This is a genomic window from Bradyrhizobium japonicum USDA 6, from assembly GCF_000284375.1.
Lineage (GTDB): Bacteria > Pseudomonadota > Alphaproteobacteria > Rhizobiales > Xanthobacteraceae > Bradyrhizobium > Bradyrhizobium japonicum.
On record NC_017249.1, the window covers coordinates 7,635,670 to 7,656,708 of the forward strand.

General features: G+C 64.4%; 19 protein-coding genes. 5 read left to right on the forward strand and 14 right to left on the reverse strand.

Annotated elements, in window-relative coordinates; translation table 11 throughout:
• The first annotated feature begins 367 nt into the window (after positions 1-367).
• On the forward strand, positions 368-760 hold the full coding sequence (locus BJ6T_RS35670; RefSeq protein ID WP_014497450.1) for a nuclear transport factor 2 family protein: 393 nt from the start codon (positions 368-370) through the stop codon (positions 758-760).
• Positions 761-995: 235 nt separating this feature from the next.
• On the opposite strand, the gene BJ6T_RS35675 is transcribed toward BJ6T_RS35670, so the two are convergent.
• From BJ6T_RS35675 to BJ6T_RS35715, 9 genes are all read right to left on the reverse strand, one after another.
• Positions 996-1,187, reverse strand: a complete 192-nt coding sequence (locus tag BJ6T_RS35675) for a hypothetical protein (protein ID WP_014497451.1) — start codon at positions 1,185-1,187, stop codon at positions 996-998.
• A 220-nt stretch (positions 1,188-1,407) separates the two neighbouring features.
• Positions 1,408-1,818 (reverse strand): acyl-CoA thioesterase, encoded by a 411-nt coding sequence (locus BJ6T_RS35680; RefSeq protein ID WP_014497452.1) that lies wholly within the window; start codon positions 1,816-1,818, stop codon positions 1,408-1,410.
• A 7-nt stretch (positions 1,819-1,825) separates the two neighbouring features.
• A complete protein-coding gene (locus BJ6T_RS35685) occupies positions 1,826-3,922 on the reverse strand; it encodes a 3-hydroxyacyl-CoA dehydrogenase NAD-binding domain-containing protein (protein WP_014497453.1) in 2,097 nt (698 codons plus the stop codon).
• Between the two features lie 2 nt (positions 3,923-3,924).
• A complete protein-coding gene (locus BJ6T_RS35690) occupies positions 3,925-5,208 on the reverse strand; it encodes an acetyl-CoA C-acetyltransferase (protein WP_014497454.1) in 1,284 nt (427 codons plus the stop codon).
• Positions 5,208-7,475, reverse strand: a complete 2,268-nt coding sequence (locus tag BJ6T_RS35695; protein ID WP_014497455.1) for an acyl-CoA dehydrogenase — start codon at positions 7,473-7,475, stop codon at positions 5,208-5,210. The genes BJ6T_RS35690 and BJ6T_RS35695 overlap by 1 nt, the downstream gene beginning before the upstream one ends.
• A 294-nt stretch (positions 7,476-7,769) precedes the next feature.
• Positions 7,770-8,393 carry a flavin reductase family protein gene (locus tag BJ6T_RS35700; protein ID WP_014497456.1) on the reverse strand — a complete coding sequence of 208 codons (624 nt, stop codon included), beginning with the start codon at positions 8,391-8,393 and terminating at the stop codon, positions 7,770-7,772.
• A gap of 176 nt (positions 8,394-8,569) precedes the next feature.
• Positions 8,570-9,169: a TetR/AcrR family transcriptional regulator gene (locus BJ6T_RS35705; RefSeq protein WP_014497457.1), complete on the reverse strand. Its 600-nt coding sequence runs from the start codon at positions 9,167-9,169 to the stop codon at positions 8,570-8,572.
• Between the two features lie 33 nt (positions 9,170-9,202).
• A complete protein-coding gene (locus tag BJ6T_RS35710) occupies positions 9,203-12,340 on the reverse strand; it encodes an efflux RND transporter permease subunit (RefSeq protein WP_014497458.1) in 3,138 nt (1,045 codons plus the stop codon).
• Positions 12,341-12,573: 233 nt separating this feature from the next.
• Positions 12,574-13,680 carry an efflux RND transporter periplasmic adaptor subunit gene (locus BJ6T_RS35715; protein WP_028170414.1) on the reverse strand — a complete coding sequence of 369 codons (1,107 nt, stop codon included), beginning with the start codon at positions 13,678-13,680 and terminating at the stop codon, positions 12,574-12,576.
• 176 nt (positions 13,681-13,856) lie between these two features.
• Here BJ6T_RS35715 and BJ6T_RS44145 point away from each other — a divergent pair, with 176 nt between their 5' ends.
• Together BJ6T_RS44145 and BJ6T_RS35720 are read left to right on the forward strand one after the other, a co-directional pair.
• On the forward strand, positions 13,857-14,078 hold the full coding sequence (locus tag BJ6T_RS44145; protein WP_080583987.1) for an antitoxin MazE family protein: 222 nt from the start codon (positions 13,857-13,859) through the stop codon (positions 14,076-14,078).
• Positions 14,075-14,428, forward strand: a complete 354-nt coding sequence (locus tag BJ6T_RS35720) for a type II toxin-antitoxin system PemK/MazF family toxin (RefSeq protein WP_014497460.1) — start codon at positions 14,075-14,077, stop codon at positions 14,426-14,428. Before BJ6T_RS44145 ends, BJ6T_RS35720 begins: the two co-directional genes overlap by 4 nt.
• Positions 14,429-14,493: 65 nt before the next feature.
• Here the strand turns inward: BJ6T_RS35720 and BJ6T_RS35725 are convergent, their stop codons facing one another.
• The gene (locus BJ6T_RS35725; RefSeq protein ID WP_014497461.1) at positions 14,494-15,825 is read right to left on the reverse strand and encodes an MFS transporter; all 1,332 of its coding nucleotides are present in this window, start codon (positions 15,823-15,825) and stop codon (positions 14,494-14,496) included.
• Positions 15,826-15,904: 79 nt separating this feature from the next.
• Between BJ6T_RS35725 and BJ6T_RS35730 the strand changes: the two genes are divergently transcribed.
• A complete protein-coding gene (locus BJ6T_RS35730) occupies positions 15,905-16,333 on the forward strand; it encodes a ribosomal maturation YjgA family protein (RefSeq protein ID WP_014497462.1) in 429 nt (142 codons plus the stop codon).
• Positions 16,334-16,351: 18 nt separating this feature from the next.
• Here the strand turns inward: BJ6T_RS35730 and BJ6T_RS35735 are convergent, their stop codons facing one another.
• The 4 genes from BJ6T_RS35735 to BJ6T_RS35750 all read right to left on the reverse strand — a co-directional run bounded on the left by BJ6T_RS35735 (position 16,352) and on the right by BJ6T_RS35750 (position 19,874).
• Positions 16,352-17,515: a winged helix-turn-helix domain-containing protein gene (locus BJ6T_RS35735; protein WP_014497463.1), complete on the reverse strand. Its 1,164-nt coding sequence runs from the start codon at positions 17,513-17,515 to the stop codon at positions 16,352-16,354.
• 114 nt (positions 17,516-17,629) lie between these two features.
• Complete coding sequence (locus BJ6T_RS35740) at positions 17,630-17,875, reverse strand: hypothetical protein (protein WP_014497464.1); 246 nt, start codon at positions 17,873-17,875, stop codon at positions 17,630-17,632.
• A gap of 98 nt (positions 17,876-17,973) precedes the next feature.
• Complete coding sequence (locus BJ6T_RS35745; RefSeq protein ID WP_014497465.1) at positions 17,974-18,210, reverse strand: hypothetical protein; 237 nt, start codon at positions 18,208-18,210, stop codon at positions 17,974-17,976.
• A gap of 251 nt (positions 18,211-18,461) precedes the next feature.
• Positions 18,462-19,874, reverse strand: a complete 1,413-nt coding sequence (locus BJ6T_RS35750) for a caspase family protein (RefSeq protein WP_014497466.1) — start codon at positions 19,872-19,874, stop codon at positions 18,462-18,464.
• A gap of 469 nt (positions 19,875-20,343) precedes the next feature.
• Here BJ6T_RS35750 and BJ6T_RS35755 point away from each other — a divergent pair, with 469 nt between their 5' ends.
• On the forward strand, positions 20,344-20,985 hold the full coding sequence (locus BJ6T_RS35755; RefSeq protein ID WP_014497467.1) for an OmpA family protein: 642 nt from the start codon (positions 20,344-20,346) through the stop codon (positions 20,983-20,985).
• The last annotated feature ends 54 nt before the right edge of the window (positions 20,986-21,039 follow it).

The following is a 21,039-nucleotide window of genomic DNA, read 5'->3' on the forward strand; positions in this document are numbered from 1 at the left end:
GTGGCTCGCCGCGCAGCGGCGAGACGGGTGAGGGGTTTCCCTCCGCGAGCAGACCTCTCACGATTGAATTCGCAGATTCAGGCTCCCCTCATCCGACGCTATAGCCGAAGCTTTGCTTCGGCGTTCTCTTAGCAACGGCCGCCGAAGGCGGCCTATGCACTTTCTCCCACATCCGCCTTCGCCAAGGCTTCGGCGGACATGAGGGAGAAGAAAGAAGGCCGCAGCATCAGGGGCTGCAAAAATTCCGACCACGCTTTGCGCGTCAGAGATCGCGCCACCTCTCGCAATGCAGCGTATTGCGACCTGACGCTCGACAAAATCAAGTGCGGCTGCAACAGTGGGCGCAAGATCAAGAACGGAGGACACGATGACACTGAATCGCGATCATGCCGCCATAACGGACCACGAGGCGGTGGCAAGAAACGTCGAGGCATTTCGTCTCGCCCAGATCGCGGCCGACCCGAAAGCGCTCAGCGCGCTATGCGCGGATGATCTGAGCTACAGCCACTCCAACGGCTTCCTCGAGGACAGGGCGGCCTTCGTCGCCAACGCCACCGACGGCAAGACGGAGTTCCTGTCGATTACGTACAAGGACCCGACGATCAAGATCGTCGGCCCCGTCGCGATCGTGCGCTTCCATTGGCTGGCCGAGATGATGACCGGCGGACAGAAAGTGGCAAACAGCCTTCATATCCTGATGAACTGGCTGAAGCAGGGCGACGATTGGAAGCTGTTGTCACGCTCCGCGACGAAGTTGTAACCGCGTTTTCACCCTCTCCCCTTGCGGGAGAGGGTGGCTCGCCGCGCAGCGGCGAGACGAGTGAGGGGTATGCTTCCACGAGCAGACCTCTCACGATCGAATTCCCGGATAGAAACCCCTCATCCGGCGCTTCGCGCCACCTTCTCCCACAAGGGAAGAAGGAAGAAAGCCGCATAGGGGGCTGCAAAAAATTCCGACCACGCTTTGCGCGTCAGAAATCACGAGCGGAAGGCGCCTACGCCGCTTCCTTCACATCGCCGTTAACCAGCTTGCGCGCGGCACGCTCAGCTTCACGCGCGTTGCGGAAAAGCTGGCCTTCAAGGCGATTGAAGCGGTCGGACGAGGCGAAGAAACAATAGCCTCCCTGAGAACGAACGACGATACCTGCGGTTTGCGAGTCGACTTCGATAATGTAGCTGTCCGGCATGGTCCGTAGATTCCTCAGTGCGGGCAAATAACGGCAATCCTGCCCAAAGGTTCCTGAGCATTTGAGGCCGTTTCCACCCCGAATCGACACGCAATTGAGTACGCCGGGACCTCATCCGTTTTATGACTTGTTCTTGGCGAAGCCGCGACGCGATGGCTCAGTCGCGCCGCGTTTGGCGCGCCGCAAGTTTTCGTGAGATGGGGCAGAGCGTCGCGCGCGATTACGTCGCGATCGGCGGATCGTTGCGCTGGATCGCTTGCGGACGGCCGTCATCATCGATCGAGACGTAGGTGAAATGACCGTCGGTGACGAGGATCGGCTTGAGCTCCCTGCGCCGCAGCGCCCAGGCTTCGAGATGCACGGTCATCGAGGTGCGGCCCACGCGGACGAGATTGGCATAGACCGAAACGAGATCGCCGACATAGACCGCTTTGCGAACATTCATCGCCTCAATCGCCACGGTGACCGTGCGCGACCTCGCGAGCTTCGATGCGAACACGCCGCCGCCGACATCCATCTGGCTGAGCAGCCAGCCGCCGAAGATGTCGCCGTTGGCGTTGGTGTCGGCGGGCATTGCCAGCGTGCGAATGCAGAGATCACCGCTCGGCTCGGTGTCGGACGTTTCAGTCATGTCGGTCTCACTTGAAATTGTCCCAGCCCGGATCGGGCGCAAAGCGCCCGCCGAATCGGTCAGCCAGCGCGCGCAGGGTGGATACGACATTTTCCACGCCGCGCGTGCGCGCGTAGTTCAGCGGGCCGCCGCGGAACGGCGCATATCCGGTGCCGAAGATCATGGCGCCGTCGACCCCATCGGCATCGTCGACGATACCTTCGCGGAGTGCCGCGACGCAGACATTGGACATCGGCAGCACCAGGCGGTCGATCATCTGGTCGGTGACGCGCGGACCGGTCTCGGGCAACGGCGCCTTCTCGGCCTTGCCATCCTTCCAGGTGTAGAATCCCTTGCCGGTCTTGCGGCCAAGCTCGCCCTTGGCGACCTTCTCGCGCAACCAGGCCGGCGTCGGCGGGAGCAGATCGCCGAACTTGGTACGCAGCATGTCGCCGACGTCGAGGCAGATGTCGAGTCCGACCTGGTCGGCGAGCTCGATCGGCCCCATCGGCATGCCGAACTGCTCGGCCGCCGCGTCGATCAGGCGTTGGTCGATCTTCTCGTCCAACATCACCATCGCCTCCAGCATGTAGGGCGTCAGCGCACGGTTGACGAGGAAGCCGGGCGAGCTCTTCACGGCAAGCGGCAGACGGTCGATCGCGCCGACGAAGGCGAGCGCCTCCTTCAGCACCTGCGCGTCGTTGCCGTCATGGCTGACGACCTCGACCAGTTGTAGCCGCGACACCGGGTTGAAGAAGTGCAGGCCGACGAGGCGCTCGGGCCGCGCCAGCGTGGTGCGCAGATCCTGGAGCGGAATGCTCGACGTGTTGGTCGCGAGGATCGCGCCCGGCTTCATCTTCGGCTCGAGGCCCGCATAGACCTTCTGCTTCAGCTCGAGCTTTTCTGGCACCGCCTCGATGATGAGATCGGCGTTGCGAACGCCCTCGCCGTCCATGTCGGGGATCAGACGATCCAGCGCATCGCGCACCTCGGTCGGCTTGCGGATGATCTTGCCGTAGAGATCGGCGGCGCGCTTCACCGCGCCGGCGACCGGCTCCGCCTTCATGTCCGCGAGCGAGACGCGCAGCCCCTGTCCCGCACACCAGGCCGCGATATCCCCGCCCATGGCGCCGGCGCCGATGACGTGAACATGTTTGACCGCATTGCCACTGCCCGCCGTCCTCTTCATCTGCTCGCGCAGGAAGAACACGCGGATCAAATTCTGCGCGGTCGGCGTCACCATCAGCCTGGCGAACGAGGCCTGCTCGGCCTTCAGCATCGCGGCCTTGTTGCCGCCATGGGTCTCCCAGAGATCGATCAGCGCGTAAGGCGCCGGATAGTGCTCGCGGGACGCGGCCTTCGCCGCCTCCGAGCGCATGCGCCTGGCCAGCAGCCCGCGCACGGGACCGAAATTCGCCGCGTGAGTCAGAAGGCCCGGACGCGCCCGCTTCAAGCGGCCGAACAGTGCATCCTTCACCGCGTTACGGACGTGCCGCTCCTGCGTCACGGTATCGACGAGGCCGAGCGATCTGGCACGGCGCGCATCGATGGTGCGGCCGGTCAGCATCAGCGCCATCGACTGGGTCGGGTTCACCAGCGCGGTGAAGCGCGCGGTGCCGCCGAGGCCGGGATGCAGGCCGAGCATCACCTCCGGGAAGCCGAAGCGCGCGCCGTCGATCGCAATGCGCGACTGGCAGGCCAGCGCGACCTCCAGCCCGCCGCCGAGACAGAAGCCGTGGATGACCGCGACCGTCGGCAGCTTCAGCGCCTCCAGATGATCAACCACCGCATGCGCCGCGCGGATGCGTGTCTCGACCATCTCGGGATCGCTGGCACCGCGGAATTCGTTGACGTCGGCGCCGGCAATGAAGCCGGACGGCTTTGCCGAGCGGATCACGAGGCCTGCGGGACGTTCGGTCTCGATCGCCGCGAGCACGGCATCGAACTCCTCCATAACGTCCGCGGACAGCGTGTTGGCGCTGGCATCTGCGCGGTCGAACAGCAGCCAGGCGACGCCGTCGGCATCGCGCGTCAGCTTGAAGTGCCTGTAGGGGCTGTCGGTCGCGAGCCCGGGCCCAAGCTCCAGCACGCGATCGCCGAGTGCGGTCATGATCCTGGAATCCATGGTCACACCACCTCGATCAGCATGGCGCCGCCGAGCCCGCCGCCGATGCATTCGGTCGCGACGCCGCGGCGCGTGCCGAGCCGCTTCATCGCGTTGACGAGATGCAGCACGATGCGGTTGCCCGAGGTGCCGACGGGATGGCCGAGCGAGATGGCGCCGCCATCGACGTTGAGCTTGTCACGGTCGATCTCTCCGGCCGCGCCGTCGAGGCCGAGGATATCTCGGCAGAACTTGTCGTCGTTCCAGGCGGCGAGGCAGCCGAGCACCTGGGTCGCGAAGGCCTCGTTCAGCTCCCAGGTCTCGACGTCCTTGACGGTGAGGTCGTTGCGCTGGAGCAGCGGCGTCGCCGACATCACGGGACCCAGCCCCATAATGCTGGGATCGAGCGCGGCCCAGTGGCTGTCGACGATGACGGCCTTCGGCGTCAATTTGTGCTTTGCGACCGCCGCGTCGGAGGCGAGGATCACCCAGGACGCGCCGTCGGTGATCTGCGACGAATTGCCGGCGGTGACCTGGCCCCAGGGGCGTTCGAACACCGGCCGGAGCTTTGCCAGCGTCTCCGCCGTCGAGTCCGGCCGCACGCCGTCGTCGTGGTCGAAGAATTTTCCATCGCGGGAAAACGCGGTCTCGACCTCGCCCTTGAGGAAGCCTTCGGCCTGTGCATGCGTGAGGCGGCGATGACTCTCGGCGGCATAGGCGTCGGACTGTGCCCGCGTGATGCCGAAGAGATGGCCGACGACCTCGGCGGTCTGGCCCATGTTCAGGTCGGTGATGGGATCGGTCAGGCCGCGCTCCAGGCCGATGATCGGCTTGAGATAGCGCGGCCGCAGCTTGAAGGCGGCAGCGAGCTTCGCGGCCACGCCCTTGGCGGTGGCAAGGCCGGCGAACCAGCGCACACCGGAATTCGGCCAGACCAGCGGCGCGTGGCTCAGCGCCTCGGTGCCGCCGGCGAGGACCATGTCGGCGTGGCCCTCGCGGATGTAGCGGTAGGCCGTGTCGATCGACTGCATGCCGGAGCCGCAATTGATCTGCACGGTGAAGGCGACCATGTCCTCGCCCATGCCGAGCCGGAGCGCGGCGACGCGAGCCGGGTTCATCTCATCCGCGATCACGTTGACGCAGCCGAGGATGACCTGGTCGAAATCATCGGGTGAAAACGGCTGACGCGCCAGCAGCGGCCGGCCGCATTGCACGGCGAGATCGACCGGCGTGAACGGCCCCGGCCCCGAACGCGCTTTGAGAAACGGCGTCCGGCTGCCGTCGACGATGAAAACCGGTCGTGCCATCAGCTCGCCGCCCTCTGTTCACCGAGTTCCTGGAAGAACTGATGCACATCTCCGGTTTTCTTGTAAATCGGCGACAGCGCTTCCGGCGCAAAATCATCGACCTCGATCACTTTTGTGACGGCTTCGTGAGCGGCGGCAAGCTGCTCACCCTCGGCCTGCGTGATCACGCCCTTGGTGACGGCGTCCTTCCAGTCGCGGATGTGCGCGGCGCGCATGCGCTTGGCGATGGCATCGGTGCCCGCAACGAGCTTGAATGCGCGCTCCAGCCGGGCAAAGCCGCCGTCGTCGTCGACATGGGCAAGATCCGGCGTGAGACGCTCGCGCGCGGCCGACGGCTCCAGCACAAGACTTGCGCATTGGTGCACGACACGGTCGGAGGGGCCGAGCACCCGCGCGCCGAATGGTTGGACGATGAGCTTGAGGATGACAGCGACAAAGCGATTGGGCAGATTGGCGAGGATCTCGGCAAGCCGATTCTCGATGGTCCTGAAGCCGGTCGCCATGCACCATTCCAGCGCAGCGAAGTCTTCCTTCTGCCGGCCTTCGTCCTGCCAGCGCTTCAGCACGGCCGAGAGCAGATAGAGCTCGGAGAGGATGTCGCCGAACCGCGCCGACAGCATCTCCTTGCGCTTGAGCGCGCCGCCGAGCGTGAGCAGCGCCATGTCGGCGCAGAGCGCAAAGGCCGCGGAATAGCGCGCGAGCTGGCGATAGAATGGCGTGGCATCGCCCGCATCCGGCGCAAGCGCGAAGGCGCCGAAGCTCCAGCTCCGGCCGAACGCACGCAACAGCGTCTGAAAGCTGTGGCTGACATGTTTCCAGAACGCCTTGTCGAAGGCGGCGAGCCCGCGTTCGCGATTCGCGTCCGCAAGCGCGTTCATCTCGTCGAGCAGATAGGGATGCGCGCGGATTGCGCCCTGCCCGAACACGATGAGGTTGCGGGTCAGGATGTTGGCGCCCTCGACCGTGATACCGACAGGCACGGCGCGGTGCAGATTGCCGAGATAGTTTTGCGGACCGTCGATCACGGCCTTGCCGCCATGGATGTCCATGGCGTCGTCGACTGCCGTGCGCATCCGCTCGGTCGCGTGCAGCTTCATGATGCCGGAGATGACGGCAGGATGGACGCCGGCATTCAGCGCCGCGCAGGTCAGCCGCCGCGCCGCGTCGAGCTGGTAGGCGGTGGCGACGATGCGCGCGAGCGGCTCCTCGACGCCCTCGAATTTGGAGATGGAGATGCCGAACTGCTCGCGGATGCGGGCATAGGCGCCGGTGGTACGGGCGGCATAGGCAGCGCCGGCCGCCGACAGCGACGGCAGCGAGATGCCGCGGCCGGCGGCAAGCGCCGTCATCAGCATCTTCCAGCCCTGCCCGAGTCTCTCCTTGCCGCCGATGACATAGTCGAGCGGGATGAAGACGTCGCGGCCCCAGTTGGGGCCATTCTGGAACACCTGCATCGACGGCAGATGACGATGGCCGATCTTGACGCCGGGCAGATTGGTCGGGATCAGCGCGACGGTGATGCCAAGCTCGTCCTGGCTGCCCACGAGATGATCGGGATCGTAGGCCTTGAAGGCGAGCCCGAGCAGCGTCGCGACCGGGCCGAGCGTGATGTAGCGCTTGTGCCAGTTGAGCCTGAGGCCAATGACCTCGCGGCCCTCGAAATCGCCCTTGCAGATGATGCCGGTGTCGACCATCGAGGCGGCGTCGGAGCCGGCTTCGGGACTGGTCAGGCCGAAGCAGGGAATGTCGCGGCCGTCGGCGAGGCGCGGCAACCAGCGCTCCTGCTGCTCTTTCGTGCCGAAGCGCATCAACAGCTCGCCCGGCCCGAGCGAGTTCGGCACCATCACGGTGACGGCCGCGGCGATCGAACGGGTCGAGATCTTGCGCACCACTTCCGAATGCGCATACGGCGAAAAGCCGAGGCCGCCAAACTCCTTCGGAATGATCATGCCGAAGAATTTTTCGCGCTTGACGAAATGCCAGACCTCCTGCGGCAGGTCGCGCCATTCCCAGAAGATCTTCCACTCGTCGAGCATGGCGCAGAGCGCGTCGACGGGGCCGTTGAGGAAGGCCTGCTCCTCGGGGGTGAGCGTCGCCGGAGGCACCTTCAGCAATTTCGACCAGTCGGGGTTGCCGGTGAAGAGGTCGGCATCCCACCAGACGTCACCGGCCTCCAGTGCCTCGCGCTCGGTGTCGGACATCGCCGGCAGCACGCCGCGCGCCCAGGAGAAGATCGGCTTTGTGATTTTGTCGCGGCGGAAGCTCATGGCTGACCTCATGCATCGGCGCGGTTATCGTCATTTTAGCGGAAAGTGGCCGGGGTAAGTGAACACTTCGCGAGCAAAAAGAAGCGAATTGACGCGGCCGGGCGGCCGCCCCGGAGGCCATAACGGCCGGGGCGTGGAGGCAGTTCCGAAAGGGAGAATGGGGCCGAATGCCCCGCTGTCATTCCGGGGCACGCGAAGCCTGAGCCCGGAATCCATAACCACGATCGGGAGTATGGATTCCGGGCTCGACGCTTACGCGTCGCCCCGGAATGACGGTGAGGAGAGAGGCTCGGATCAGTCCGGCCGCACCATCTCGAACATGTTTTCCGGCTTGATCTCGAAATAATCGCCGCGACGGCCGGCGCGGACGATGGGGCGGGCGGCGGCGGTCTGGTAGACGCCGTCCTTGATCATGGCCTTGTCGATATGGACGGCGACGACCTCCCCCAGCGTCAGCCAGGCGTCGGCCTCCTTGCCGTCGGCGCCCTTGAGGCGGACGATGTCGGAGACCTTGCACTCGAAGGCGACGGGGCTCTCAGCCACGCGCGGCACGTTGACGAGCTTGCCCGGCGCGGCGGTCAGCCCTGCGAGCTTGAACTCGTCGACCTCGGGGCCAACATGCGCGGCGGTCGCGTTCATGTGCTTGGCGAGATCCATCGTGGTCAGATTCCAGACGAACTCGCCGGTTTGCTCCATGTTCGAGACCGTGTCCTTCCAGTTGGTGGAGGAGAAGCCGATGATCGGCGGCACGTAGCAGAACGCGTTGAAGAAGCTATAGGGCGCGAGGTTGACGTGGCCCTTGGTGTCGCGGGAGGAGATCCAGCCGATCGGCCGCGGCGCGATGATGGCGTTGAAGGGATCGTGCTTGAGGCCGTGGCCCTTGGAGGGCTCGTAGAAATAGAGGTCTTTGTCGGTCACGCGCTGCTTCCTTTTCGTCATTGCGAGCGCAGCGAAGCAATCCAGAATCCCTCCGGGGAGATAGTCTGGATTGCTTCGCTGCGCTCGCAATGACGGAGTTTGTTGGTCCGTCATTGCCCGCCATCCCCCCGTTAAGGGCGGCGCTAAGCAGTTTATAGGGAAAATTCCAGCGCCCGTCAGTGGCGCGGCGACAGACCCGCGATGACGAAATCGATCATCTGGTCGATGGTCGGGCCCGGCTTGGTGGCGCACTGGGCGATCATCTGGGGGTGAAAAAAGCGGATCATCGCGGTGCAGGCGCACAGCGATGCCAGTTGCAGGTCCGGCGCCTCAAACTCGCCGGAAGCGACACCTTGCGCGATCATCTGGCCGATGACGCCGGCGATGCACTCCATATGGGCGACGCAGACGTCCCAGTCCTCCTCCATCGCGATCGCGACCATCTCGTGCAGCTTGTTATCGCCGACATAGCGCTCGGTGTTCATGCGATGGATGGTGGTGAGCAGCTCACGGAAGCGCGGGAGCACCGGACCGGTCCGGGTCACGATCCGCTGCGCCTCCAGCTCGACCTCGCCCATCAGGCCCCGCGCCACCGCCTGGTGGATCGCCTTCTTCGATTCGAAGAAGCGATAGACGTTGGCGGGGCTCATCCTGAGCTCCTTGGCGATGTCCCCGACCGTGGTCTTCTGATACCCGATCTGGCGGAACAGCCGTTCGGCCACCTCGAGGATACGATCCCGGGTGTCGCCTTCGATATGTTCCGCTACCAGTGTCATCTGTCAGGACTCGTCACTCAGCACTCTTCTCATCTATTCAGCCGCTTCGGCAAGCGGAATTGCGTGCTGGTCATCGCTCCCATGCTGCGGCGCGGCAGGCTGCTCGGGGGTGCCCGCCTCGTCCAGGCTCTTCCTGAACCACAGGGCGTAGAGGCCCGGCAGGTACAGCAGCGTCAGGAAGGTCGCGACAAACAAGCCTCCCATGATCGTGATCGCCATCGGGCCCCAGAAGGCCGAGCGCGACAACGGGATCATGGCCAGGATGGCGGCGAGCGCCGTCAGCACCACCGGCCGGGCGCGGCGGACGGTTGCCTCCACGATCGCCTCACGGCGGGTCAGGCCGTGGGAGACGTCGGTCTCGATCTGGTCGACCAGGATGACGGTATTGCGCATGATCATGCCGGCGAGCGCGATCAGGCCGAGCAGCGCCACGAAGCCGAACGGAGCATTGGCGACGTTGAGGCCGAACGAGGCACCGACGATGCCGAGCGGCGCGGTGAGGAACACCAGGATCAGGCGCGAGAAGCTCTGCAGCTGGAACATCAGCAGCGTCAGCATCACCATGACCATCAGCGGGAAGAGGATGAAGATCGAGGCGTTGCCCTTGGCGGATTCCTCGAACGCCCCGCCCGGCTCGATGCGGTAGGCCGGCTCGAGATTGTCCTTGATCGCCTTCAGCTTCGGCGTGATCTGGCTGGTGACGTCGGGCGCCTGCACGCCGTCGACGACGTCGGAGCGCACGGTGATCGCCATGTCGCGGTTACGCCGCCACATGATCGGCTCCTCGTGGGCATACTCGATCTTGGCGATCTGCTGGAGCGGCACGGCGACGCCGTTCTTCGAGGTGATGGTCAGATCGCCGACGCCGCCGAGATCGAGACGCTCGGACGGGATCGCACGAGCGACCACGGCCACCTTCTCGATGCCGTCGCGAATGGTCGTGACCTGTGCGCCCGAGATCAGCATCGACAGCGCCTGCGAGACGTCCTGCGGCGTCAGGCCCATGGCGCGGGCACGATCCTGGTCGACGACGAGCTTGAGGTAGGGCGACTGCTCGTTCCAGTCGAGCTGGACGTCCTTGACGCTCTTGTTCTGCCGCATGACGTCGCGGACCTGATAGGCGATCTCGCGCACCTTGTTGGCGTCGGGGCCGATCACGCGGAACTGGACGGGGAAGCCGACCGGCGGACCGAAGTTGAAGCGGTCGACGCGCACGCGCGCCTCGGTCAGCATGCCCTCCGCAGCCGCGTTCTCGATCTTGGCCTTGATGCGCTCGCGCGCCTCGACGCCCTTGGCGACGATGACGATCTCGGCAAAGGCCTCGTTCGGAAGCTGCGGATTGAGGCCGAGCCAGAAGCGCGGCGAGCCCTGGCCGACATAGGACGTATAGGTCTCGATGTCCTTGTCGTCCTTGAGCAGCGTCTCGGCCTTCTTCACCGCCTTCTCGGTGACGTTGAAGGCGGTGCCCTCGGGCAGGCGGAGCTGGAGGAACAGCTCGGGCCGCTCCGACAGCGGGAAGAACTGCTGCTGGACATGGCCGAAGCCGACGATCGAGGCGATGAAGACGCCGACGGTCGCGGCCACCACGGTGATACGGTGGTTGACGCACCATTGCACGATGGCGCGCAGGCCGCGGTACATGCGGGTCTCGTAGACCGCGTGCGGATCGTGATTGTGGTGCACCTTGATGTTGGGCAGCAACATGACGCCGATATAGGGCGTGAAGATCACCGCCACGAACCAGGAGGCGACCAGCGCGATCGCCACGATCCAGAAGATGCTGCCGGCATATTCGCCGACCGCGGAATTGGCAAAGCCGATGGGGAGGAAGCCAGCGGCCGTGACCAGCGTTCCCGTGAGCATCGGAAACGCAGTGGATTCCCAGGCAAAGGAGGCCGCACGGAAACGGTCCCAGCCCTGCTCCATCTTCACCACCATCATCTCGACCGCGATGATGGCGTCATCCACCAGCAGGCCGAGCGCGATGATCAACGCGCCGAGCGTGATGCGGTGCAGATCGAGCGACATCGTGTTCATGACGACAAAGACGATGCCGAGCACCAGCGGCACCGACAGCGCGACCACGATGCCGGTGCGCCAGCCGAGCGCCAGGAACGACACGAACAGCACGATGACGAGCGCCTCCATGAAGGAGTGCACGAACTCGCCGACGGCGTGCTCGACCACCTTGGGCTGGTCGGCGATGAGCTTGACGTCGATGCCCTGCGGCACCGCCTTCATGAACTCGGCGGTGGCCTTCTCGACCTCCTTGCCGAGATCGAGGATGTTGGCGCCCTTGGCGGTGACGACACCGATGCCGATCGCGGCCTTGCCTTCCTGGCGCACGACGAAGCTCGGCGGGTCGACATAGCCGTGGGTGACGGTGGCGATATCGCCCAAGCGGAACACGCGGCCGTTGCTCTCGACCGGCGTCTCGGCGACGGCCTTGGCGCCATCGAGCGCGCCGGTGACGCGCAGCGGCACGCGCTGCGACGAGGTCTCGACCGTGCCGGCCGGGGTCACGTTGTTCTGCTTGGCGAGCGAATCGAACAGCGCCTGCGGCGTGATGCCGAGAGTGGCGAGCTTGGCGTGCGAGAATTCGACGAAGATGCGCTCGTCCTGGTTGCCGTAGACGTCGACCTTGGTCACGCCCGGCACCTTCAACAGGCGCTGGCGGAAGCCTTCCGAGACCTTCTTGAGCTGGGCATAGTCGGCGCCGTCGCCGGTCATCATGTAGAGGATGGAATCGACGTCGGAGAACTCGTCGTTGACGACGGGTCCCAGAATGCCCGAAGGCAACTGGCCCTGCACGTCGGCGAGCTTCTTGCGCAGCAGATAAAACAGATACGGCACGTCCTTCGGCGGCGTGGAATCGCGGAAGGTCACCTGGAGCGCGGTGAAGGCCGGCTTGGAATAGGTCTGCACCTTCTCGAAATAAGGCAGTTCCTGGATCTTCTTCTCGATGGGATCGGCGACCTGCGTCTGCATCTCCTGCGCCGTCGCGCCCGGCCAGATCACGGAGACGTTGACCACCTTCACCGTAAAGAACGGATCCTCGGCCCGCCCGAGCTTCTGATAGGAGAAGAAGCCGGCGACGCCGAGTATGATCATCAGGAACAGGACCAGCGTCGGATGGCTGACGGCCCAGGCCGAAAGGTTGAAGCGCTTCATCGCACTCTCCAAAGATGATCCAATTGCAAAAAACCACAGCCGCTCTGTTCAAACCGTCGTCGCGAGGCAGCGAAGCAATCCAGGGGGCTGGGCAGGTTCTGGATCGCTTCGCCGCTTCAGCCCCAGCATTTGCGCTTGGGCCGAAAACTCACCTCACACGACGTGACTCTTATTCTTTGCGCATGATCTTCTCGGAAAACCGCTGCTCACTTTTCCGGATCATGCGCTAAACTCTAGAAAGACAGCGACGAGACGATCCGCACCCGCTGGCTCGGATCGAGCTTCTGCACGCCGAGGGCCACGATCTTGGCGCCCTCTTCGACACCACTGGTGATGATGACGTCGTTGCTCTCGTAGGACTTCACCACGACCGGCTTGAGCGTGACGGCGCCATTGTCGTCGACGACGTAGAAGGAGGGCTTGCCGCCTTCGTTGAACAGCGCCGACAGCGGCAGCCGTGCGACGCGCTCGGTCGCGGCATCCGACAGCGTCAGCGTCGCGGTCATGCCGAGCGAAACCTTGTCGTCGGCCTCGGGCAGCGAGAACTTTGCAAGATAGGTGCGTGTGGCCGGATCGGCCGCCGGCGCGATCTCGCGCAGCTTGGCCGCATACTTCTTGTCCGGCTCCGACCAAAGAGTGACGCTGGCGGCGCCCGACTTGGCACGTCCAACCAGCGTCTCAGGGATCGCGACGACCGCTTCCTTCTCGGCAAAGCGGGCGACGCGGATCGAAGCCTGGCCCGCGGCGACCACCTGGCCGGGCTCGATCAGCGTTGCGGTGACGACGCCACGGGCGTCGGCGTTGAGCGTCGCGTAGGAAAGGGAATTCTTGGTCAGCTCGACCGAGCGCTCGGCCCGGTTCAGGCGGGCGCGGGCCTCGTCGGCGGCGGCACGGCTCGAATCCATCTGGGCATCGGTGGTCCAGCCCTTGGCCTTCAGATCCTTGGCGCGCTGCTCGGCGGCGGCGGCCTGGGCCAGCACGCCGGTCGCGGCGGTCTGCTCGGCGACGGACTGCTCGGCCTGGAGCTTCAGATCGACCTCGTCGAGGGTCGCGAGCGGCTGCCCGACTTCGACGGTCTGGCCGACCTCGACAAGGCGCTTGGCAACCTTGCCGGCCACGCGGAAACCGAGATCGCTCTCGATCCGGGGCCTGACGGTGCCGACGAAGCTGCGCTCTGGAGTCTCGGCATCATAATGGGCGGTCGCGACCAGAACCGGCCGCGGCGGCTCGGCCTTTTCAGCGACGGTGTCATTGCACCCGGCCAGCGCCGCGGCCATAAGGGCCAGCGAGACACCCGCCAAGAGCTTGGAATAGCTGGACAAAACTGACCGAACGAACATCGGAGGACACTCCCGCGACTGCAATGAGAGGAATGTCGACTAATCACTGATAAAAGTCAATAATCGTCAGTCATCAGGAAAGCGTGATCGTTAAGGAGTGGTAAGGATTGCTGCCCATGTGCCGCTGGTAACTAGGGACATTTCTTGATAGGGTTACATGTAACCGGAGAGCACATATGAGCCCTTCAAAGCCCAAGCCGTCTCGTCTGAAGGTGCAGGCCCACCGTGATCGATTGCGCGCACAAGGCCTGCGGCCGATTCAGATTTGGGTGCCGGATATTCGCTCTCCGTCCTTTCGATCGGAAGCCCATCGCCAATCGCTTGCGGTCGCGACCAGTGTACATGCATCCGAAGACCAGGGCTTCATCGACGCCGTATCCGATTGGACGGATGAATGAAGCGAGGTGAGATCTGGACGGTGGCAGGCGGCAAGGACTATGCGGGCAAGCCGCGCCCCGTCGTCATCGTGCAGGACGACAGCTTCGACGCCACGAACTCGATCACTGTCTGCGCTTTCACAACCGACGAAACCGAGGCGCCGCTTTTCCGGCTCAAGGTCGAGCCAAACGACAACAACGGCCTTCGAGTGCCGTCCCGGCTGATGGTCGATAAGATTACCACGGTGCCGAAAGCCAAGGTGGGAACGCTAGTCGGTCGCCTAGACGATGACGACCTCTTGCGTCTCAACCGCGCTGTGCTGGTGTTCCTTGGACTGGCTGGTTCGCAGAGAAGCGCCAGCGCAGATTAGCCCCTAGCCCGGATGGAACGCAGCGCTATCCGGGTCTTTGGGCCGCTGCATAGCGTCGGTCCAACCTACCGCCCCTGCCCGGCGAACTCGTGCTTGCTCTCGTGGCCGCCGACAAACACAAGGATGCCGGCGATCAGAGGCAGCACGGCCAGCACCAGCAAACCGGTCGAGGTCTGGCCGGTGGCTTCCTTGACCCAGCCGATCAGGTAGGGACCGCCGAAGCCGGCGAGGTTGCCGATCGAGTTGATCAGCGCGATGGCGCCGGCCGCGGCCGTGCCGGAGAGCCAGGCGGTCGGCAGCGTCCAGAACACGCCGAAGCAGCAGAACACGCCGATCGCCGCGACGGTCAGCACCACCATCGTCATGGTGGGATCGGTGAGATAGGAGGAGACGCCAAGCGCGACGGCGGTGAGCAGCAATGGCGCGCCGACATGCATCACGCGCTCGCGCGTCGCATCGGAATGCCGCGCCCACAGGATCATGGCGACGGTGCCGAACAGATACGGGATCGCGGTGACGAAGCCGGTCTGCGCGTTGGTGAGGCCGAACGCCTTGACGATCTGCGGCAGCCAGAACTGCATGCCGTAGAGCGCACCGACGAAGCCGAAATAGACCAGGCTCAGCGTGATCACCTTCGGCGACGACAGCGCCTCGCCGAGCGACAGATGCTTCACCGCCTGCTTGGCCGCGATTTCCGAATCGAGCCTGGACTTGAGCCAGGCCTTCTGATCGGCCGAGAGCCAGTCCGCCTTCGCCGGCTTGTCGGTGAGATAGAACCAGGTGACGATGCCGAGCAGCACCGAGGGGATGCCCTCGATGATGAACAGCCACTGCCAGCCCTTCAGCCCCATCGCGCCGTCGAGCCCGAGCAGCAGGCCCGTGATCGGCGCGCCGATCACGGTGGAGACCGGGACGGCGATGGCGAAGGCGGCGAGGAAGCGGGCGCGATACTCGGCCGGGTACCAGTAGGTGAGATAGAGGATGATGCCGGGGAAGAAGCCGGCCTCGGCGACGCCGAGCAGGAAGCGCAGCACGTAGAAGCTCGTCACGCCGCTGACCAGCGCCATCAGCGCCGAGATGATGCCCCAGGTCACCATGATGCGGGCGATCCAGCGGCTCGCGCCGAACTTTTCCAGCGCCAGATTGCTCGGCACCTCGAAGATGAAATAGCCGATGAAGAAGATGCCGGCGCCCCAGGAGAAGATCAGCGGCGTGAACTTCAGCTCCGCGTTCATGGTCAGCGCAGCGAAGCCAAGATTGACTCGGTCGAGATAGGAGAAGAAGTAGGCCAGCACCAGGAATGGAATCAGGCGCCAGGAGATGGCGCGGATCGTCGAGGTCTCGATTTCCGACTTGGCTGAGCCGGCGGAACCGGCATAGGTCGTGGTCTGGCTCATGGCTTTCCCCCGGGGTTGTTGCTTTTATGGGCTGATGGCGGTTTTGAGCATCGCGGGCAAAGAGTCAATGGAGCGAGCAATGCACGGGGCGCAACCGGTCAACACCGTTGCGCCGCGACGGCGATCGCTGATCCGCGCCGCCCTCGCGCTGGTCGTGATCGCCTGCGGGCTGTCCTTGCGCTGGTACGGCTTTCCACTCGGGCTTCCCGCCTTCGTCGTGAAGTATGGCGGCTCGCTGCTGTGGGCGACGATGGTGTTTCTGCTGGTCGGGGCTTTGCTGCCGGGGATGTCGCGGAGCCGACTTGCAGCCATCGCCGCGGCGATCGCGATCGCCGTCGAGTTCTCCCGGCTGGTGCATGCGCCCTGGCTCGATGCGTTCCGGCTTACCACCGCGGGCGCGCTGCTGTTAGGACGGATCTTCTCGCTGTGGAATCTGGTGGCGTATGGGGTGGGGATTGCGTTCGGCGTTTGGATTGATGGTCTTATAGGGTGGGCAAAGGCGCGTTAGCGCCGTGGCGAGCAGCCGTCACTCCGCCAGTTGAAACCGTTCGAAGCGGTCAAGCTCATCCTCGATCACGCGCTTCAGCTCCTTGCGCCCCGCCGTCTTCTTCCCCTGCCCGACCCAGGTCCATTTCTGCATCAAGAGTTTCTTGGCCTGCCTATCGGTCTTGAGGTCAAGCGCCGCGACGATCTCGTCGCCCACCAGCACGGGCAACGCGAAATAGCCGAGTTTGCGCTTGGCCTTCGGCACATAGGCTTCGAACAGATGGTTGTAGCCGAAGAACAGATTGGTGCGCTTGCGCTGGATGATCAGGGGATCGAACGGCGAGAGGATGTGAACCAGATCGGGCGAGGCGCCCTCACCCGGCTCCAGTGCCGCGGGCGCGGCCCAATGCTCCTGCTTGCCCGCGCCCTCGATCGCAACGGGCACGAGCTCACCGCGGCGGACGCGTGAGGCGACCAGCCGAGCGATCGCCTTCTTGCTCGGCGCATCGAGGTGGCAGATCGAATCCAGACTGACCACGCCCTGCGACCGCAGCGCGCGCTCGAGCAGATAGGCCGTGATGTCTCTCGGCGACGCCGGCTTCGGCAGCTTGTCCCAGCCGAAGTGCCGCGTCATCAGCTCATAGGTCTTGAGCATGCCCTGGCGCGCGCTGACGGTCGCGACGCCGGTGTAGAAGGCGAGCTGCAAAGCCCGCTTCGAGGGTTTTCGGCTCTGCCAGAGGTGCTCCTTCTCGGTGAGCACGTCGTCCTCGATGTCGCGGATCGTCAGCGGGCCGGCGCGCAGCAGCCGCATCACCTTGCGCGTATCGGCCGGGGTGACCGAGGTGTACCATTTGTGCCCCTCGCGCCGGTGCTCGCGCATCGCCGGCAGGAAGAAGCGAAAATCGTTCGCCGGCACGTAGGACAGCGCATGGGTCCAGTATTCGAACACGCTCCGGTCGACGCTTTGGGCCTGGCGCAGATCGGCACGCCGGTAGGACGGGATGCGGCTGAACAGGATGTGGTGGTGGCTGCGCTCGATGACGTTGATGGTGTCGATCTGCACATAACCGAGATGGGCGATCGCATCCGCCACGGCGGGTGCCCCCTCCCCGAACGGCGCGCGCTCGTCCAGCCGCTGGGCATGCAGCCAGATCCGCCGGGCCTGTATCGTGGGGATCGGAAAGGGTTTGGGCGCGCGTGACATTGCAGGAGGCAATGTAGCCGGATTCGCGCCGGGAAAAAGAGAGACTGAAGAGAAGAAAAAGCCGCGCTGCCATCTGCTGCCAGCGCGGCCCGGTCACGCCAGATCGGCGCGAGGTTACTTCATCGCCATCGCCTTCTCGGCGTTCATGTAGTGCGTGCAGGCACCGTGCATGTTGCCTTTGCTCATGTCGGAATTGGCCGAGGCCATCGACTTGCGCGCCGCGATCTTGCCCGGCGTGTCTTCACCGCCCAACCCGACAACGAGCTTGGCCATGTTCGCGCTGGTGCATGACATCTTGGCGGCCGACGCGGGAGACAGGGCAAGTGCAGCGAACGCCGCCGCGAGCAACAGGGTCTTCATCAAGTTTCCTCCTCCGGAAAACGAAGCCGGCGTGATGCCGGCCTGCGCGGCATCTATTTTTCCGGGAGAGCGCTTCACAGAGAAGGGATTTCATCGTTCTAGCGTGCGGCCTTTGATCGCTCCCCGACGCTGCCTGTGGCGACATCGGGCTCGCAGGACGCTTTGCCACGCCCCTCCGCCTGGCAGCGATAGACGCTGCCGGTGAGGCGGTCGACCAGCCACATGTTCTCGTCGTTCGGACCGTCGAGGCCGACGTAACGGCTGCTCAGCCCGGTGATCAGCGTAGACAGCAGGATCGCCACCGCGATCATCGCCGCACCGACATAGATGGGCATTGAGCTCAGAAAGACTGTCCGATCCGGCGGGCCGCCACGATAGAACTGGTAATCACTCGGCCTGGGCACTGGACTGAACTCGGCTCCCTTCCTCGGCGGTCATTGGACGCGGAGTCCTGCTAGGCGCCCAACTGGCCGAATTCTTGTTCGCACGCGGGCCATCACGCGACGGCTTTGCGACGGTCGGTGAGCAAGGGTTTCCGGAACAAATTGGCGGCCCGAACCGGGCCGCCTGTTGCTTGCCTGCCGGCTCAGCGGCGGCCGAACAACCCGCCCATCATACCGCCAAACAGACCGCCGGGGCCGACTGGCGGACCGGCACTGCCACCGCCGTAATGGCGCCGGCCGCCACCGCCGGAGGACCGGCGACGCGCCGGCTCGTCGTCTGCCTGTTCGGAGGAGGCCGCGCGGGTCGAGACAATCTCCGACAGCAGGGCCTTGTGCTGGAGCTTGTTGAGAAAACCGGTCGCAGGATAGCCACGGGCAGCCTGCCACCGCCTCACCACGGAACGGGTCTCATCGTCGAACTTGCCCGTTGCCTTGACGTCGAAGCCGAGCCCGGTGAGGCGGCGCTGCACGTCGCGGCGCTGGTTCTTGTCCAGACCGATCTGGTCTTCAGACACCTGGTTGGCTTCTTCCGTAAAGGTCGCGGGATCGATCCCGGCGGAGAGGTTGCGGGTCGTGATGGATGGCCCATCCTGCAACGCCGCGATGCGGGCGAGTGCGATCGATTTGAACGTGCCGTTGGGATAGCTGGTGAGATAGGCGTTGAGCTCCTCGACCTTGTTGGAGTCCCTGATCGAGCGCCAGAACTCGAGCTCGACGTCGGAGCCTTGCTTGCTCGCGGCCAACGCCGGCGCGTTCGACGGATCGGTCGTGGCCGCAGCCGGCGCGCCGACCGGATTGAGATAGACGTTGCCCGTGAGGTTGGTGTGCCCCCAGGGCAATTGCCCCTTGCTGGTCTCGTCACTGACCTGGGCGCGGACCTTGGTCATCGCCTGCTGGATCTCGATCCCGGGCTGGGCAATGTTGGCGACGAGGGCGCGGGTGAACGGGCTGTTGGTGCCGGCCTCGCCGTCGAGCGCGGTCTGACCGGGGCCGGTGGCAAAGGCGATCAGCGTGCCCTCACCCGACTTCATCTCGGCAAGACCGGTTTGGACGTTGACGGAGCGGGTGGCCTTGGCCGAGCGGATCTTCGCCGCGAACGGATTGTCGCGGCAGGCGTCCAGGAACACGAGCTTCACCTTCGCGTCCGACATGGTCTGATCGAGCGTGAGGTCGACATTGATCGCCGCGCCCAGCTTGACGTCCATCTCGGATTTCAGGTCGGCGTCGACCGGCAACAGGTAGTTGACGCCGTTCACGGCAATCCCGTGGCCGGCATAGAAGAACACCGCGACGTCGGCGCCTTCGCTCTTCTTGCCAAACTCCAGAAGCTTCGCGGTCATGGCATCGCGGGTGAGGTTGGCGCCCTCGACGACGTCGAAGCCGACATTGCGCAGCACCCTGGCCATCGCCTTGGAATCGATCGCGGGGTTGGGAAGCTGCGGGACGTTCTTGTAGGCGGCGTTGCCGACCACGAAGGCGACGCGCTTGTCCGCGAAGGCCGCGTTGCCGCTGACGAGAAATACTGCGATTGAAATTGCTGCGATCAAGAAGCGCATGATCATTCTCCCCTGATCCAAACTTCCTCGCTGCTCTCGGTTCGGCCTGAGCCGATCCGATGAGAGCAATCTGATCCAGTTCACAACGATGCACTGTGATCTGGATCACTCGGGGATTTCTGCTGCTCGAACCGAGCTGAGAGTCGCTGCGACGGTCGCGTTTCGGGCTGCTGGCGCAGCTGGCAATACGGCTGGTGACGAACAATGACCGAAAGATTGTACCTGCTCGGGCTGCGAGTCCAGCCGGTTCAGCAAATCCGCTGTCAACGCCGAATGAGACAGCGCTTCCTCCCGGTGGCAGGGCACCGCCGCTGGCGCGACATGCCATGGATGCCGATCCGCGCCGGCGCCAGGATGCACGGGTCATTTCGGTCGTCTGGAATGTGACCCGCATCACATCGAGGCTGTTGAACCTTCCCTACGCTCGCAACATCAAATCGCCATCAGGCGTAACAGCGAGGATACGACAATGACCCGTTTTGATAAGTTTTTTGGACTGAAGGCGATTACTCTCACGGCCGCGCTGTCGATGACGGCGGGCCTGGCTTTCGCCGGCGATAACGTCTCCGCCAACCAGATCCTGGATGCGCTGAAGCCGAAGCCGGCGACCCGCGGCCTGTCCGTCGGTCCGCAGGCCGATCCGACCGCGCAGGCCAAGGAAGCGACGTTCCTGAACACGGTTCGCAACCGCTCGACCCGGTCGCTCTCGATGGGCGAGCGCGAGCAGATCGCCGAGCTCGCTGCGACCAAGCCGAAGATCGATCTGGAGATCCAGTTCGACTACAACTCGGCTGACATCGCCAAGACGTCGGTGCCGTCGGTGCAGGCGCTCGGCAAGGCGTTGTCCGATCCGTCACTGAAGGGCTCGACCTTCGTGGTCGCCGGCCACACCGATGCGATCGGCGGCGAAGAGTACAATCAAGGGCTGTCCGAACGCCGCGCCGACACCATCAAGAAGTACCTGATGCAGAATTATGGTCTCAACGGCACCGATCTCGTCACCGTCGGCTATGGCAAGTCCAAGCTGAAGGACACCGCCAACGGCGCCGACCCGATCAACCGCCGCGTCCAGGTCGTCAACATGGAAGCCAAGACGACGGCGTCCAAGTGAACTTCAAGTCATCGCCGCGTGAGACAAGCCGCCTGCCACGATCATGACAGGCGG

Coding starts and splice junctions, on each gene's coding strand:
- BJ6T_RS35735 (WP_014497463.1), bottom strand. CDS start 17,515: ATGTCACGCGCGCCCAAACCCTTTCCGATCCCCACGATACAGGCCCGG.
- BJ6T_RS35695 (WP_014497455.1), bottom strand. CDS start 7,475: ATGAGCTTCCGCCGCGACAAAATCACAAAGCCGATCTTCTCCTGGGCG.
- BJ6T_RS35745 (WP_014497465.1), bottom strand. CDS start 18,210: ATGCCCATCTATGTCGGTGCGGCGATGATCGCGGTGGCGATCCTGCTG.
- BJ6T_RS35715 (WP_028170414.1), bottom strand. CDS start 13,680: ATGTTCGTTCGGTCAGTTTTGTCCAGCTATTCCAAGCTCTTGGCGGGT.
- BJ6T_RS44145 (WP_080583987.1), top strand. CDS start 13,857: ATGAGCCCTTCAAAGCCCAAGCCGTCTCGTCTGAAGGTGCAGGCCCAC.
- BJ6T_RS35705 (WP_014497457.1), bottom strand. CDS start 9,169: ATGACACTGGTAGCGGAACATATCGAAGGCGACACCCGGGATCGTATC.
- BJ6T_RS35730 (WP_014497462.1), top strand. CDS start 15,905: ATGCACGGGGCGCAACCGGTCAACACCGTTGCGCCGCGACGGCGATCG.
- BJ6T_RS35670 (WP_014497450.1), top strand. CDS start 368: ATGACACTGAATCGCGATCATGCCGCCATAACGGACCACGAGGCGGTG.
- BJ6T_RS35685 (WP_014497453.1), bottom strand. CDS start 3,922: ATGGATTCCAGGATCATGACCGCACTCGGCGATCGCGTGCTGGAGCTT.
- BJ6T_RS35675 (WP_014497451.1), bottom strand. CDS start 1,187: ATGCCGGACAGCTACATTATCGAAGTCGACTCGCAAACCGCAGGTATC.
- BJ6T_RS35720 (WP_014497460.1), top strand. CDS start 14,075: ATGAAGCGAGGTGAGATCTGGACGGTGGCAGGCGGCAAGGACTATGCG.
- BJ6T_RS35725 (WP_014497461.1), bottom strand. CDS start 15,825: ATGAGCCAGACCACGACCTATGCCGGTTCCGCCGGCTCAGCCAAGTCG.
- BJ6T_RS35680 (WP_014497452.1), bottom strand. CDS start 1,818: ATGACTGAAACGTCCGACACCGAGCCGAGCGGTGATCTCTGCATTCGC.
- BJ6T_RS35750 (WP_014497466.1), bottom strand. CDS start 19,874: ATGCGCTTCTTGATCGCAGCAATTTCAATCGCAGTATTTCTCGTCAGC.
- BJ6T_RS35710 (WP_014497458.1), bottom strand. CDS start 12,340: ATGAAGCGCTTCAACCTTTCGGCCTGGGCCGTCAGCCATCCGACGCTG.
- BJ6T_RS35755 (WP_014497467.1), top strand. CDS start 20,344: ATGACCCGTTTTGATAAGTTTTTTGGACTGAAGGCGATTACTCTCACG.
- BJ6T_RS35740 (WP_014497464.1), bottom strand. CDS start 17,875: ATGAAGACCCTGTTGCTCGCGGCGGCGTTCGCTGCACTTGCCCTGTCT.
- BJ6T_RS35690 (WP_014497454.1), bottom strand. CDS start 5,208: ATGGCACGACCGGTTTTCATCGTCGACGGCAGCCGGACGCCGTTTCTC.